11 protein-coding genes are annotated in these 14022 nt (G+C 72.8%); 3 read left to right on the top strand and 8 right to left on the bottom strand.

The features are described 5' to 3' along the window. Positions 1-698: 698 nt before the first annotated feature. On the top strand, positions 699-3746 hold the full coding sequence (locus ACZ4WQ_RS19115) for an ATP-binding protein (RefSeq protein WP_398371835.1): 3048 nt from the start codon (positions 699-701) through the stop codon (positions 3744-3746). Next, complete coding sequence (gene queC / locus ACZ4WQ_RS19120; protein WP_398371364.1) at positions 3743-4471, top strand: 7-cyano-7-deazaguanine synthase QueC; 729 nt, start codon at positions 3743-3745, stop codon at positions 4469-4471. Before ACZ4WQ_RS19115 ends, queC begins: the two co-directional genes overlap by 4 nt. Before the next feature lie 273 nt (positions 4472-4744). On the opposite strand, the gene ACZ4WQ_RS19125 is transcribed toward queC, so the two are convergent. From ACZ4WQ_RS19125 to ACZ4WQ_RS19160, 8 genes are all read right to left on the bottom strand, one after another. Next, the gene (locus tag ACZ4WQ_RS19125; RefSeq protein WP_311728889.1) at positions 4745-5413 is read right to left on the bottom strand and encodes an HAD family hydrolase; all 669 of its coding nucleotides are present in this window, start codon (positions 5411-5413) and stop codon (positions 4745-4747) included. Next, positions 5410-5937 carry a phosphoribosyltransferase gene (locus tag ACZ4WQ_RS19130; protein ID WP_311728888.1) on the bottom strand — a complete coding sequence of 176 codons (528 nt, stop codon included), beginning with the start codon at positions 5935-5937 and terminating at the stop codon, positions 5410-5412. Before ACZ4WQ_RS19130 ends, ACZ4WQ_RS19125 begins: the two co-directional genes overlap by 4 nt. Then, positions 5934-6953 carry an adenylosuccinate synthetase gene (locus tag ACZ4WQ_RS19135; RefSeq protein ID WP_311728887.1) on the bottom strand — a complete coding sequence of 340 codons (1020 nt, stop codon included), beginning with the start codon at positions 6951-6953 and terminating at the stop codon, positions 5934-5936. Before ACZ4WQ_RS19135 ends, ACZ4WQ_RS19130 begins: the two co-directional genes overlap by 4 nt. Beyond that, a complete protein-coding gene (gene purB / locus ACZ4WQ_RS19140) occupies positions 6950-8323 on the bottom strand; it encodes an adenylosuccinate lyase (RefSeq protein WP_398371367.1) in 1374 nt (457 codons plus the stop codon). Before purB ends, ACZ4WQ_RS19135 begins: the two co-directional genes overlap by 4 nt. Next, complete coding sequence (gene guaB, locus ACZ4WQ_RS19145) at positions 8320-9483, bottom strand: IMP dehydrogenase (protein WP_311728885.1); 1164 nt, start codon at positions 9481-9483, stop codon at positions 8320-8322. Before guaB ends, purB begins: the two co-directional genes overlap by 4 nt. 54 nt (positions 9484-9537) lie before the next feature. Continuing rightward, positions 9538-10134 carry a GTP cyclohydrolase I gene (gene folE / locus ACZ4WQ_RS19150; RefSeq protein ID WP_398371370.1) on the bottom strand — a complete coding sequence of 199 codons (597 nt, stop codon included), beginning with the start codon at positions 10132-10134 and terminating at the stop codon, positions 9538-9540. A gap of 1 nt (position 10135) precedes the next feature. Next, positions 10136-10816, bottom strand: coding sequence for a 7-carboxy-7-deazaguanine synthase QueE (locus ACZ4WQ_RS19155; protein WP_398371837.1), 681 nt, complete (start codon positions 10814-10816; stop codon positions 10136-10138). Between the two features lie 82 nt (positions 10817-10898). Then, the gene (locus ACZ4WQ_RS19160; protein WP_311728883.1) at positions 10899-11264 is read right to left on the bottom strand and encodes a 6-pyruvoyl trahydropterin synthase family protein; all 366 of its coding nucleotides are present in this window, start codon (positions 11262-11264) and stop codon (positions 10899-10901) included. A gap of 218 nt (positions 11265-11482) precedes the next feature. Here ACZ4WQ_RS19160 and lon point away from each other — a divergent pair, with 218 nt between their 5' ends. Continuing rightward, positions 11483-13903, top strand: a complete 2421-nt coding sequence (gene lon, locus ACZ4WQ_RS19165; protein WP_398371372.1) for an endopeptidase La — start codon at positions 11483-11485, stop codon at positions 13901-13903. Positions 13904-14022 lie beyond the last annotated feature (119 nt).

Below are 14022 nucleotides of genomic sequence, written 5' to 3' on the forward strand. Positions count from 1 at the left end.
GGGCGGCGGTTCGCGGTTGGCCGACTTCCCTCGGCCGGGCAATCGGCGCGGCGGTGGCTGATCGCTCAGAGCGAACAAGGAGCGGGGAACGACGGCAGGCGGCCCGAGGGCACGCGGGTCGAAAACGGTCGTCCCGGATCCGCTTTCGGTCAGGGATCGACGGAAAGCGGGCAGCGTCCGGCATGGCGCGTCCACTCATGGGGGCGTGCTTCCGCGCCGCCGCCGAACCGGGCCGATGGACCAAGGGGCGGATCGCGACACCGGACCGGAGCGTCGGCGCTTTGTCCGTGGTGCCCTGTTGCCGCTGGTCACCGGCGCGCGGACGGCGCCGGTACGTCCGCGCCCGCCGTGCTGGACCCACTCGCCCGAACCGCCCTCCGTCGCGGACCGGCCACCCCGGGCGCGACCGGGCACATATCCACCGCGGAACCACGTTTGATACGGCGAAGCGCCGGGACTTCCGGCCGGTTCGGGGCGCTCGCGAGATCCTGGTCCTTACATCATGATGTCCGCCGGGGAAACGTCGACATACAGACATGCTGGCCTGATTGTTGCCTTCTCCGTCACCCTCCCTGGATTTAGCCTTGGCGACGTGCCCGGCATCAGCTGGAAAAGGGAATCTGACACCGGGCTGCGTCATCCAGAACCGGAGGGTTTCAGCAATGGTTCATGCGAACGAGAAACTACTACGGGATTTCATGGGGCGGCAGGCCGAAATGCGCCTGCTCCGCCGAGCGCGCCACGACAGCACGGATCGTCTCCCGGCCCGGTACGCGGTGACGGGCGAGGCGGGGATAGGGCGTACGTCGCTGCTCCGCGCGTTCGCCATCACCTCGCGCCACAAGGGGTGCGCTGTCGTCGATCTGGTCTGCACCGAGCAGCGGCATTACATTCCGTGGGCCTTGCTGGATGATTTAGTCGGAGGTTTTGCAGACTGTTTGCCACCCGGATGTGAACAGGGGGTGGAACTCCACGACATTTACAAAAAACTGTCGCAGGGTCCCGTTCCCGACGGTGCTGTTCCGCGGGTATGGGGGGCGGAGATAGCGGTCGCGGTGCAGAATGTGGTGTCCCAGCTGACCGTGAAAGCGCCGCTGGTCATCACCATCGACGACGCGGACCGGGCCGACGCGTTGTCGCTGAGCTTTCTGCGCTGCGTGGTGGAGGCATGCTGCCACCTTCCGGTGATGCTGGTGGCCTCCGTGCAGAACGGCGTGCCCGCCGCGGCTCCCTCGGAATTGGCCGAATTGCTCGTCGGCGCACAGCAGGTGCACCTCGGGGGGCTGTCCGAGCAGGAGACGGCCGCCCTCGTACGCTCCCGGCTGCCGCGCCCGCCCGGCACCGGGTTCGCCGACGCCTGCCGCCGGCTGACCGCCGGCAACCCGTTCATGCTGGTGGAGCTCGTCCGCTGGGTCCGTGACACCGTCCGTGACACCGGGGGCGTCCCGGACCCGGAGGTGCTGGACACCGCGGTGCTGCCGGCCGTCGCCGAGGTGGTGACCAGGCGGCTCAACCGGATCGACCCGAGGGCCGGGCGGCTGGCCGAGGCCATCGCCATCGCCGGGGACGGCGGTGCCGACATCCCGCTCATCGCCCATCTGGCGGGCACCGGGCTCGGGGACACGCTCACGGCCGCGGACCTGCTGGTCCGTATGGGGCTCGTGGCGGACGACAACACCCTGCTGCTGCGGCACTCCCTGGTGCGCAACGCCCTGGTCGGCGGAATGACCCTGATGGCCCGTAACGCGGCCCATCTGGCCGCCGCCACCTATCTTCACGAGCGGAGGGCCCCGGCCGAGCGGGTCGCCGCCCATCTCATCGCCTCCGCCGTCCCGTTGGACGGCTCCTGGCCGGCCGGCGTGCTGCTCCAGGCCGCCCGGTCCGCGCTGGCCGCCGACGACACCGACACCGCGCTGCGCTGTCTGGAACACGCCGCGCAGGTGGCCTCCGGCGACGAGCACCGCCAGGCGGTGCTGGGCATCGCCGACATCCGGATCCGGTCCGACCGCGCCCGCGGCCTCGACGCGGCGGTGGCGACCCTGGCCGGTACGACCGACGAGGTCGTCCGCGCGCGCCTGCTGGAGCGCGTCGGGAGCGCGCTGTACGGCGTGGACTCCCCCGAGGAGCGGCAGCGGGTGCTGGACGCGACCGCCGTGGCCGTCGCCGGGACCGAAGTGGCCCACTGGCCCCGGCTGCACCGCATCGCGTGGCATCTGTACGACCGCTTACCGGGCCTGACGTCGGAGCTCCTCGACGAACTCATCGCGTCCCGGCCGGACCCGCTGGCCGACGCGGACGGCACGGACGGACTGCGCACGGCCGCCTCGGCCGTGGCCGCGCTCTGCCGGCATCTCACCGACGAGGCTCCCGAGTCGGCCGTGGGGCAGGCGCGCCGGGCCCTCGGCCGCCCCGGTGACGAGCTGTGCCTCCATCCGCTGGCCAGGGCGGCGGCGCTGACCGTCCTGGTGGACAACGGCCACCACGAAGAGGCCGCGGCGCGGCTGGGGGACGACGACCAGGCCGGCCTGCGGCCCCGCCCGCTGTACCGGGTGCTGCTCCTGCCGGTCGCGGCGCGGATCGCCCTCGCGCGAGGGCGCCTGGACATCGCCCGCGAGCAGTTGAGCGAGTGCCTGCGGGAGCTCGCCCGGCACGGCGTGGGCCCGGGGTCCCCGGCCCGGGTGGCCGCGCTGGCCGCGCTCGCGGACGTGCTGATCAGCCAGGGCGAGAACGACCGGGCCCGCATGCTGCTGCGCCGCTACCGGTGCTGGGGCGATCTGCCGCCGAGCTGGCACTACCGGGACGTCCTCATGGCCAGGGCGCGGCTGCTGGCGGCCGACGGCGATCTGCCGGGTGCCGCGCGCGACCTCGCGGAGCTGCACGCCCGGAACAAGGGGGCGGGGCTGCGCGTCGCGGTGACCGCCTCGTGGCGGACGCACGGCGCCATCCTGCTGCACCAGGTGGGGCGGTCGGACGAGGCCCTGGAACTGGCCCGCGAGCAGCTGCGGTTCGCCCACCGCGCGGGCTCGCCGCAGGAGCGCGGCCGGGCGTTGCGGGCGCTGAGCCGGGTTTCCGGCGGGCCACGGGGCGAGCGGCTGCTGCGCGCGGCGGCGCGGCTGCTGAAGGCGGAGGGGAGCGAGCTGGACCTGGCGTACTGCCTGGCCGACCTGGGGCCCTCGCTGACCCGGCGCAACCGGCCGGACGAGGCGATCGCCGTGCTGACCCAGGCGATCGGGCTGGCCGGCCGGTGTGGCGCCCGGCCGCTGGTCGAGCGGGGGCGGCAGCTGCTGGCCCTGGCGGACGACCGCGCCCCGCGCCACTCCTCGCTGCGCGGCGTGCTGGCGCTGACCGCACGGGAGCGCCAGATCCTGATCGACGCGGCGCGCGGACTCACCAACGAGCGCATCGCGACGGCCCTGCGGATCACCCGCCGCACGGTGGAGCTGCATCTGTCGAGCGCGTACCGCAAGCTCGGCATCACCGGCCGCCGGGACTTCCCGGAGATGTTCCGCGATCCCGGGCTGTGGCCGCTGCTCACCGAGGGGGCGCCGGTCGCGCGGCAGAGCGCACCGGCCGACCCGGGCCGCTGCGTCTCGGAACCGCCGTGCCCGCCCTTCGGCCTCGTACCAGGGGTCCTTCGGCACCGTGCCGCGATGCGCGACCCGCGGGCCGGACACCACCATGAGCGAACACACCCGGCCGTATGCGCCTCGTGTCTCGGCGACTCCCCTATCTCCGGAGGCTCATGATGGAGCAGAACAGCAGCAGTGCCGATCCAACCGATCCGTTCACCGCGTTGGTGGTGCTCTCAGGGGGCATGGACTCCACCACGCTCATGGCGCACTACGCGGCGCTGAGCTACCGGCTGATCGCCGTGACCGTGGACTACGGCCAGCGGCACCGCCGGGAGATCGACTCGGCGCGCCGGATCGCGGCCCACTACGGGGCCCGGCACCATGTGGTGGACCTCAGCGGGCTCGGCTCGGTGCTGGGCGGATCGGCGCTGACGGACGACAGCGTGACGGTCCCCGACGGCCACTACGCGGAGCAGTCGATGAAGGCCACCGTCGTGCCGAACCGGAACGCGGTGCTGGCCAACGTCGCCGTGGCGGTGGGGGTCGCGCACCGGGCCGGGGTGGTGGCGCTGGGCATGCACGCCGGTGACCACTTCATCTACCCGGACTGCCGGCCCGCGTTCCACGCCGCGCTGCGGGAGCTGGTGACGGTGGCCAACGAGGGTTTCCCCACCCCCTCGGTGGAGGCGCCGTTCATCACCTGGTCCAAGGCGGACATCGCCGCCCACGGGATGCGGCTCGGAGCCCCGCTGGAGGCCAGCTGGTCCTGCTACAAGGGCGGCGAGCGGCACTGCGGCACCTGCGGGACCTGCTACGAGCGGCGGGAGGCGTTCCAGACCGCCGGGCTGACGGACCCGACGGAATACCTGGACGCCGTGACCCGGTTCGCCGCGCCCTGAACGGCCTAGGGCCTGTCGTCGAAGGGGGCGACCGGCCGCGAGCGGCGTCTGGCGCAGGGGGCACCTCCCAGCGGTAGCTGGGGGAGGATCGCAAGGCGGAGCATCGTCCTCGTACTGGGCGTACTTGGGCGATGCGACAACGCAGCTGGGGGCACCTCCCAGCGGTAGCTGGGGGAGCCGTGCCAGACGTCGGGAGCAGGGCGCCCCCTTTGACGACAGGTCCTGGGGCCGGGATCCTCCGCGGATCCCGGCCCTCGGCACCACAGGAACCCGTCAGTTCGGGCCCAGCACCACATCCACCAGGCCCGCGACCGAGGGCAGCATGGTGTCGGGGCCTTCAGGCGGGGCGTCGGGCAGCATGTGGCCGTTTCCGGTCCGCACCCCCACGACGGCCGCGTCAAGACCGCGCCCCAGGGCCACGTCGGCCGCGGTGTCCCCGACCACGAACAGCCGGTCGTCCGTGCGGTGGCCGATCCGGACCAGCGCCTGCCGGGCCAGCGTGATCTTGACGTCCGCGTCCGAGGCCTCCTCGCCCCGGCCGGGCAGGTCGTCGCGGGTGACGACCTCCCCGAAGCAGTGCCCCACGCCGTTCCTGCGCAGCAGTTCGACCGTCGGCGCGGTGCCGACCCAGGAACTCACCAGCGCCAGCCGGACACCCGCGCCGAACAGGGCGGTGATCGCGGGCACGGCACCCTCGTAGAGCGTGCCGTGTGCCATGTAGCGGTGGGCCACATCGTCCACCCGGTCCAGGACCCGCACCCCGCCGATGTGCAGACTGCCGCTGGTGATGGCCTTCCAGTACGCGTATCCGAGCACCACCTCGCGCGGCGGCGGTGAGACCCGCTCATCGCGGTGCAGATCGAGCACGAACTGGTGGAACATCTCGTAGAAGTCGAGGAGGGTGCCGTCCCGGTCCAGGATGACCGTGGTGCCGGGGTTCACCGCGGCGCCGCGAGGACGGTGGTGGAGTCCTCGGCCCCCGGCGGCAGTTCCCACGGGAAGACCGTCCAGTCGTCGACCTCGACGGCCTGGAAGTCGGCGCGCCCCCGCGATCCCACGTTGCGCACCACCACGGCCGTGCGGATCTCCGCGGCACCCAGCCCGCGGATGGTGTCCACCGCCAGTGCCATGGTGCCGCCGTCGCCCATGATGTCGTCGACGATCAGTACGTCGGCGCCGGTCACGGGGCGCTGCGGGGTGATGTAGTCGAGCACCGCCTCGCCTCTCTCGCTGTAGCGGGAATTGGTCGTGTTGCGGGGGATACCCAGGATCCGGAAGTCGGTCACCCCCAGCAGGTTGGACAGGGTGACGGCGGGCGGCAGTCCGCCGCGGGCGATGCCCACGATGACAGTGGGGGCGAAGCCGCTCTCCTTGACGTCGTGGGCCAGGCCGGTCAGCATCCGGCCCATCTCGGACCAGCCGATGGTGAGCAGATTGGCGCGCCGCCAGGTGGGGGTCGCGTTCATCGTTCGCCTCCTTGTGCCGTCCATCGGTCGATGAGGTCGTCGCTGGCGGGGCCGGTGCCGATCAGATCCACGGGCCGCCCCAGGCCCTTCTCCACGTGCCGGACGAACGCGGCGGCTTCCGCGGGCAGCGCCCCGCCGCGCACGCCGAGGGCGTCGGGGGTGACATGGTCCAGGAAGGTGAGCGCCAGCCGCGACGGTCGGTTGATCCGGACGGCCTCCCGCGCCTGGTCCAGGTCGAAGGTGCCGGTGCGCCGGCGCCGCCCGGTGACCGTGCCGTACTCCACGATCCCGCGCCGCTCCGCCTCCTCCTCGGGGATCTCGGTGGGGAAGGGGCCCGCGCCGACCCGGGTGGGATAGGCCCGGAACACCAGGACCACCTCGTCGACGGCGAGCGGCCCCAGGCCCACGTCGGCCGCGGCGGTGCTCGCGGTGGAGTCCTTGCCGACGGTGTACGGGTAGCTGCCGTACAGCACGGACAGGCCGAACCCGTTGGTGCCCTCGACCTGGACCCCGTCCCCGGCGTCGACCGCCGCGTTCACCTCGGCGGCCACATCGGTGAGATACGGGGCGAGTTCGGCCACGTCCCGCGCGCGGCGCGCCGAGCGCATGGCCCGGGCGGCGAGGGCCGGGCCATGCCCGCTGCCGGTGGAGCGCACCGTGTCGCGGAGCCCGGCGTCGGCCTGTTCGGCCTCGACGTGCCCGGGTTCGATGACGGTGGCGCGGTGGTCGACGCCGATGCGGTCGCCGACCCCGGTCTCCTTGATCTCCCGCAGCAGCACTTCGGGGCGGATGAGCACGCCGGCGCCGAGGAGCAGCCGGGTGCGGGGGTTGACCACGGCGCTGGGCACCTGCCGCAGCCGCAGGGTCCGCCCGCCGTGCACCACGGTGTGTCCGGCGCCGGGGCCGAGCCCGGCGCGGACCGCGACGCCGGGGTCGTCACGCAGCGCCAGATAGCTGGAGACCTTGCCCTTGGCCTCGTCGCCCCACTGACCGCCCACCACGATCGTGCAGGTCATGTCCGTCCTCCTGATCCGGAGTTGCGCATCGCCGCTTCGGCGCGCGATACCGTCTCGCGCGCGAGATCCGCACACGCTCCGACGTCGGCCGCGGCCTTCGCCAGGGAGGTCAGCTCCGAGGCCGGGACGGTGGCGGTGACCCGCGGGTCCTCGCCCAGCACGGCGAGCAGGTCGCGCCGGTCCCGGGCGGCCGCGGAGCTGGCCTCCTGCAACAGCCGGTAGCCGGCCAGCCGGTCCATGCCGCCCGCGACCAGGGCGAGCAGGACGGCCTCGCTGAGGTGCGCGTTGCGGGACAGGGCCAGGTTCTCCGCCATCCGGTCGGGGAAGACCCGCAGGTCGCGTACGACGGCGGTGGCGGTGGTCAGCATCTCGTCGAGCAGCACACAGCTCTCGGGAAGGGTGAACCGCTCGTTGGCCGAGTTGGCCAGGTCCCGCTCGTGCCAGGTGACCACGTTCTCCAGGGCCGGACCGACCGCGGAGCGCAGCAGCCTGGCGAGCGAGCAGATCCGCTCGCTGCGGACCGGATTGCGCTTGTGCGGCATGGCCGAGCTGCCGATCTGGTCGCCCTCGGCGAAGGACTCGGCGAGTTCGCCGATCTCGGTGCGCTGAAGGTTGCGGATCTCGGTGGCCAGGTTGTCCAGGCAGGCGGCGGTCAGGGCGGCCCAGCACACGAACTCCGCGTACCGGTCGCGGGCCACGGCCTGGGCACAGATCCGCGGCTCCGGCAGCCCGAGCCGCTCCAGCGCTTCGTGCTGTACGGGCACCCCGGACGGCCCCAGTCCGCCGAGGGAACCGACCGCGCCGGCCACCTTGCCCATCACGGCCCGGTCCCGCAGCCCGTCCAGCCGTGCCAGGCAGCGTGTGAGCTGGTCCAGCGCGATGGCCAGCTTGAAGCCGAGCGTGATGGGCTGGGCGTGCTGGCCATGGGTGCGGCCGATCATCACCTGATCCCCGTCGGCGGCGATCCGGTCGCGCAGGGCCGCCATCAGGGCGGTCAGCCGGGTCCGCAGGATGCCGATCGCGGCGTCCAGCTGGAGGGCCATGGTGGTGTCGAGGATGTCGCTGCTGGTCGCGCCGTGATGGACGTACCGCCCGTACGGCTCGCACGCCTGCGCGAACTCCTGCACCACGGCGAAGAGTTCATGCCGGCTCATCGCCTCGATCTCCGCGATCCGGTCCAGGTCGCAGACGTGGTCGCGGGCCTGCCGCGCGATGTGCTCCGCCGCCTCGGCCGGGAGCACCCCGTGCCGGCCCTGCGCCTCGGCGAGCGCGCCCTCGACCGTCACGAAGAACTGATAGCGGGCCCGGTCGGTGAAGAGCGCGCGCATCTCGTCGGTGCCGTACCGCCCGCTGTCCAGGGGGGTGGTCATCCAGCGGCCTCCGTGGCGTAGTCCAGGGGGACCTGGTCGGCGCGCTGGAGCGCGTGCGGGCGGCTCTCGGCCATACCGGCCGGGGTGATCCGGATGAACTCGGCCCGCTCGCGCAGCTCGGCCAGGGAGTGCGCGCCGGAGTAGCTCATGCCGGACCGCAGGCCCCCGAGGAAGGGCCGCAGGGTGGCGGCGAGGGAGCCGGTGTACGCGAAGGTCGCCTCGACGCCTTCGGGGGTGTACTCGTCCAGCTCCTCGCGGCTCACCTGCTCCCCGCGCGCCCGCTTGAGGGTCAGCCGCATGCCGAAGGTGACGAACCCCGTGCTGACCTTGGCGCGCCGCCCCTCGTGCTCGACCAGCCTCGCCTCGCTCTCGTCGGCCCCGGCCAGGGCGCTGCCGAGCATCACCGAACGCGCGCCCGCCGCCAGGGCCTTGACCAGGTCGCCGGGTGCCTTGATGCCGCCGTCGGCGATGACCGGGATCCCGCTGCGATCGGCCTCCTCGGCACAGTCGAGGACCGCGGTGAGCTGGGGCACTCCGCTGCCGGCGACGATGCGGGTGGTGCAGATGCCGCCGGGCCCGATGCCGACCTTGACCGCGTCCGCGCCGGCCTCGATCAGATCCCGGGTGCCGGCCGCGGTGGCCACGTTCCCGGCGATCAGGGTGGTGCCCGGGAAGCGGGACCGCAGCTCCTCGACGGATTTGATCACGTAGTCGGCGTGGCCGTGTGCCACGTCGGTGACCAGCACATCCGCGCCGGCCTCGACGAGCAGGGCGGCCCGTCGCAGATAGTCGTCCGTCACCCCGACCGCGGCGGCCACCCGCAGCCGCCCGTCGGCGTCGACCGTCGGACGCGCCGGGTCCTCCGGCCCGCCGGGCCCCGGCGGCGCGGCCGCCTTGACCGCCGCGACCTCGGCGGCCTGGTCCTCGGCGGTCTGCATGCGGTGCACCACGCCGAGGCCGCCGCGGCGCGCCATCGCCTCGGCCATCCGGGCGCCGGTGCACCACGGGGTGTTCGCGGACAGCACCGGGACGCTCAGCTCGATTCCGGCGGCGAGTTCGGTGCCCAGGTGTGTCGCCGAGCGGCTCACCACCGAGGTGTGCCGCGGGACCAGCAGCACATCGTCCAGGCTGAGTCCGGTGCGGATTTCACGCAGAGCCATGTGCACTCCTTGAGCGAGGGGTGGTGGGTGCCTGACGTGCGGGTCCGGTGGTCGTCACCGTCCGTGGAAGATGGCGGCCACGAGCTCCTGGCGGGCCGGCCCGTGATCCTGGAAGATCCCGTTGAACACCGAGGACGTCATGAGCGCCGGGGTGCGGATGCCGCGCATGCTCATGCACAGGTGCTCGCCCCGGGCCACCACCGCGACATCGGAGGATCCGGTCACCGCGGTGATCTCCTCGGCGATGTCCCGGACCAGCCGCTCCTGCACCTGGAGCCGGTGCGCGTGGCGGTGGGCGATCCGGGCGAACTTCGACAGGCCCAGCACATCGCCCTCGGGCCGGTACGCGATGGTGACGGCGCAGGAGAACGGCAGCAGGTGGTGCTCGCACAGCGACCACAGGTTGATGTCGGAGACCATGACGATCTGCCCCTGGTTGCGCAGCGGGAACAGGGTGCCGACCTCGCCCGGGTCGTAGTTGCTGAACTCCCGCCACCAGCGGGCGAACCGGGCCGGGGTCTCCTTCAGGCCCTCCCGGTCCGGGTTCTCGCCGATTTCGAGGAGGAGCCGGCGCGCCACGTCCTCCAACGGGTCCGGCATCCGGTCGCGGTCCTCCGCCGCCCCGTTCACCTCCACCGCTCCACTGCTCATGTCACACACCCCTCCTGTCACCCCATACGGCGACATGCAGTCTGGTCGTCAGATTCCAGCCACGGGCGACCACGTCGTCGCCGAGGGCCGCGATGTGCCGGTCGACCTCGTGTGGCGTCTGGCCCTCCGGCATGATCCACACCGGGGTGGTGCCGTACCGGTCGACGATGGACGCCACCTCGTCGAGGTCGTCCCGCGTCCGGCAGACGAACTTGAACGCGGTCCCGGGCACGGCCGCCAGCGCGGCCAGGGCCTCCGGCACGAGCCGGCGCTCCTCCTCGTCGCCGGAGTGCGCCAGCTTGGGCGAGATGTTGAAGCGCACGCCGAGGCCGGCCAGCTCGGGCAGCGGTACGACGGTGCCGTTGCTCTCGATCTCCACGCGATGGCCGGTGTCGATGAGCGCCCGCAGCAGCGGCAGCAGCCGGGCCTGCTGGCTGAGCGGTTCCCCGCCGGAGACGACGATCATGGGGACCTCGTACGCCCGCAGCCGCTCCAGCACCTCGCGCCAGGCCATCGGGTGCAGCTCGTCGCGGGGGCGGTAGGCCACCCCGGAGTCGCCGACACCGGTCCAGTCCCAGGTGTACGGGGTGTCGCACCAGCGGCACGCCAGGTTGCAGCCGCCCAGCCGCAGAAAGGCGCAGCGCTGCCCCGCCGAGGGTCCCTCTCCCTGTACGGCGCTCAGGTGGGGCCGAAGATCTCGTTCACGACGAGTTTCGGTTCCACAGCGGCATCACCTCCTCCGCTCGCGCCCGCGGCCGCCCGCGTCACGGCCGGTACTCCGCCCATGTCTTGGGCGTCTCGCTGACGCGTACGGAGCTCAGCTCCGGGAACCGCGGCAGCCAGCGCTCGTACAGCCACCGCGCGAGGTTCTCCGCCGAGGGATTGCGATCGGTGAGCAGATCGTTGAGGTGACGGTGGTCCACGTCATCGTCCAGCCACCGGCTGAACGCGGACAGGTCGCCGTAGTCCCGGACGAAGCCGGTCGGGTCCAGGCCGTCCGGCCCCGCGGCGAGCTCGAGTGCGACGACGTAGTTGTGGCCGTGCAGCCGGCCGCACGGATGCCCCTCGGCCAGCCCGTCCAGCCGATGACTGGCGGAGAAGTGGAATTCCTTGCTGATCCTGAATGCCATCTCGGACCTCCTGCGCACATCGTGGCGACGAGCGCGGGGGCGACACATCACGGCGCGCACCGTGGGGCGGCCGAAGGGGACACCGAGAAGCGGCGGTGAGGGTTCCGAAATATCCGGCTGCCGGGCTGATCGCTCAGAGCGAACAACGGGCCGGGAACATCGGCGGGCCTCCAGGCATTGAGTCTGCATAGCTCAACTTGCCTGCCGAAGGGGAGATCATGGCTTCGATGTCCACACCGCTCACTCTGCCCGTGCTGCCCCTCGACGACGAGGTGGTACTGCCCGGCATGGTGGTGCCGCTGGACCTGTCCGACAGTGAGGTACGAGCCGCGGTGGAGGCCGCCCAGGCCGCCGCCCGATCAAGCGGCAGCGGCGGCGGCAAGCCGCGTGTGCTGCTGGTGCCGCGCGTCGACGGGACATACGCGGGCATCGGCACGCTCGGCACGATCGAGCAGGTGGGCCGGCTCTCCGACGGCGACCCGGGCGCGCTGATCCGCGGTGTGCGCCGGGTGCGGATAGGGGCGGGGACCACCGGCCCCGGCGCCGCGCTGTGGGTGGAGGGCACCCAGGTCGAGGAGATCGTTCCGGATCCGTTGCCCGGCTCCGTCACCGAGCTGATGAAGGAGTACAAGGCCCTGGCCGCCAGCTGGCTGCGCAAGCGCGGCGCCTGGCAGGTCGTGGACCGGGTGCAGCAGATCGACGACGTCGGCCAGCTGGCCGACAACTCCGGCTACTCGCCGTTCCTGTCCGTCCAGCAGCGCGTGGAGCTGCTGGAGACGGCCGACCCGGTGGCGCGGCTGAAGCTGGCCCTGGGCTGGCTGAGCGACCACCTCGCCGAGCAGGACGTCGCCGAGTCGATCGCCAAGGACGTCCAGGAGGGCGTCGACAAGCAGCAGCGCGAGTTCCTGCTGCGGCGGCAGCTGGAGGCGGTCCGCAAGGAGCTGGCCGAGCTCAACGGCGACCCGGAGGACGAGTCCGGGGACTACCGGGCCCGGGTGGAGGCGGCCGACCTTCCCGAGAAGGTGCGGGAGGCCGCGCTCAAGGAGGTCGACAAGCTGGAGCGGTCCTCCGACCAGAGCCCCGAGGGCAGCTGGATCCGCACCTGGCTGGACACCGTCCTGGAGCTGCCCTGGAACGAGCGCACCGAGGACGCGTACGACATCACCGGCGCCAAGGCCGTGCTCGACGCCGACCACGCGGGCCTGGAGGACGTCAAGGAGCGGATCACCGAATACCTGGCGGTGCGCAAGCGCCGCGCCGACCGGGGACTTGGCGTGGTCGGCGGCCGGCGGGGCGGCGCGGTGCTGGCCCTGGTGGGCCCGCCCGGCGTCGGCAAGACCTCGCTCGGCGAGTCGGTCGCCCGCGCGATGGGGCGCAAGTTCGTGCGCGTCGCGCTCGGCGGCGTCCGCGACGAGGCGGAGATCCGCGGCCACCGGCGTACGTACGTCGGCGCGCTGCCCGGCCGGATCGTACGCGCCATCAAGGAGGCGGGCTCGATGAACCCGGTCGTCCTCCTCGACGAGATCGACAAGGTCGGCTCCGACTACCGCGGCGACCCCGCCGCGGCCCTGCTCGAGGTCCTGGACCCGGCGCAGAACCACACCTTCCGCGACCACTACCTGGAGGTCGAGCTCGACCTGAGCGACGTGGTCTTCCTCGCGACGGCCAACGTCCTGGAGGCCATCCCCGAGGCGCTGCTCGACCGCATGGAGCTGGTGCGCCTGGACGGCTACACCGAGGACGAGAAGGTCACCATCGCCCGCGACCACCTGCTGCCGCGGCAGCTGGAGCGGGCCGGCCTGGAGCCGGGCGAGGTGACCCTGGCCGAGGACGCGCTGCGCAGGCTGGCCGCCGAGTACACCCGCGAGGCGGGCGTACGCACCCTGGAGCGGTCCATCGCGCGGCTGCTCCGCAAGGTGGCGGCCCAGCACGAGCTGGGCGAGCGGAAGCTGCCCTTCACGATCGACGCCGACGAGCTGCGGCCGCTGATCGGCCGCCCGCACCACACCCCCGAGTCCGCCCAGGACCCGGCCGAGCGGCGCACCGCCGTGCCGGGCGTGGCGACCGGGCTCGCGGTCACCGGCGCGGGCGGGGACGTGCTGTTCGTCGAGGCGTCGCTGGCCGACCCGGAGACGGGCGGCGCGGGGCTGACCCTCACCGGCCAGCTGGGCGACGTGATGAAGGAGTCCGCGCAGATCGCGCTCTCGTTCCTCCGCTCGCACGGCGCGGAGCTGGAGCTTCCGGTCGGTGATCTGAAGGAGCGCGGCGTCCACCTGCACGTCCCGGCGGGCGCGGTGCCCAAGGACGGCCCGAGCGCGGGCATCACCATGACCACGGCCCTGGCCTCGCTGCTCTCCGGCCGCCAGGTGCGCCCGGACGTGGCGATGACCGGCGAGGTCTCGCTGACCGGGCGGGTGCTGCCCATCGGCGGCGTCAAGCAGAAGCTGCTGGCGGCGCACCGGGCCGGGGTGACCACCGTGATCATCCCGAAGCGCAACGAGCCCGACCTGGACGACGTCCCCGCCGAGGTCCTGGCGGGGCTCGACGTCCACCCGGTCTCGGACGTCCGCCACGTCCTGGAACTGGCCCTCACCCCGGCGGCCACCCCGGCCGCCCCGGAGGTCCCGGTGGCGGCGTGACGGACGCCACCGGTACGCCGGCCCGGGGCTCCCGTTCGCACGGGAGTTCCGGGCCGCGCGTGTCGTGAGGGCCGTCGTATCGTTGTACCAACCGGTCGCACGCATTCGAGTTGCGGCGG

It is taken from the genome of Streptomyces sp. NPDC028305 (genome assembly GCF_055569495.1).

Bases quoted from the DNA above. Each gene is read 5' to 3' on its own strand.
- ACZ4WQ_RS19115 (WP_398371835.1), top strand. From the start codon at position 699: ATGGGGCGGCAGGCCGAAATGCGCCTGCTCCGCCGAGCGCGCCACGAC.
- queC (WP_398371364.1), top strand. From the start codon at position 3,743: ATGATGGAGCAGAACAGCAGCAGTGCCGATCCAACCGATCCGTTCACC.
- ACZ4WQ_RS19130 (WP_311728888.1), bottom strand. From the start codon at position 5,937: ATGAACGCGACCCCCACCTGGCGGCGCGCCAATCTGCTCACCATCGGC.
- ACZ4WQ_RS19135 (WP_311728887.1), bottom strand. From the start codon at position 6,953: ATGACCTGCACGATCGTGGTGGGCGGTCAGTGGGGCGACGAGGCCAAG.
- purB (WP_398371367.1), bottom strand. From the start codon at position 8,323: ATGACCACCCCCCTGGACAGCGGGCGGTACGGCACCGACGAGATGCGC.
- guaB (WP_311728885.1), bottom strand. From the start codon at position 9,483: ATGGCTCTGCGTGAAATCCGCACCGGACTCAGCCTGGACGATGTGCTG.
- folE (WP_398371370.1), bottom strand. From the start codon at position 10,134: ATGAGCAGTGGAGCGGTGGAGGTGAACGGGGCGGCGGAGGACCGCGAC.
- ACZ4WQ_RS19160 (WP_311728883.1), bottom strand. From the start codon at position 11,264: ATGGCATTCAGGATCAGCAAGGAATTCCACTTCTCCGCCAGTCATCGG.
- lon (WP_398371372.1), top strand. From the start codon at position 11,483: ATGGCTTCGATGTCCACACCGCTCACTCTGCCCGTGCTGCCCCTCGAC.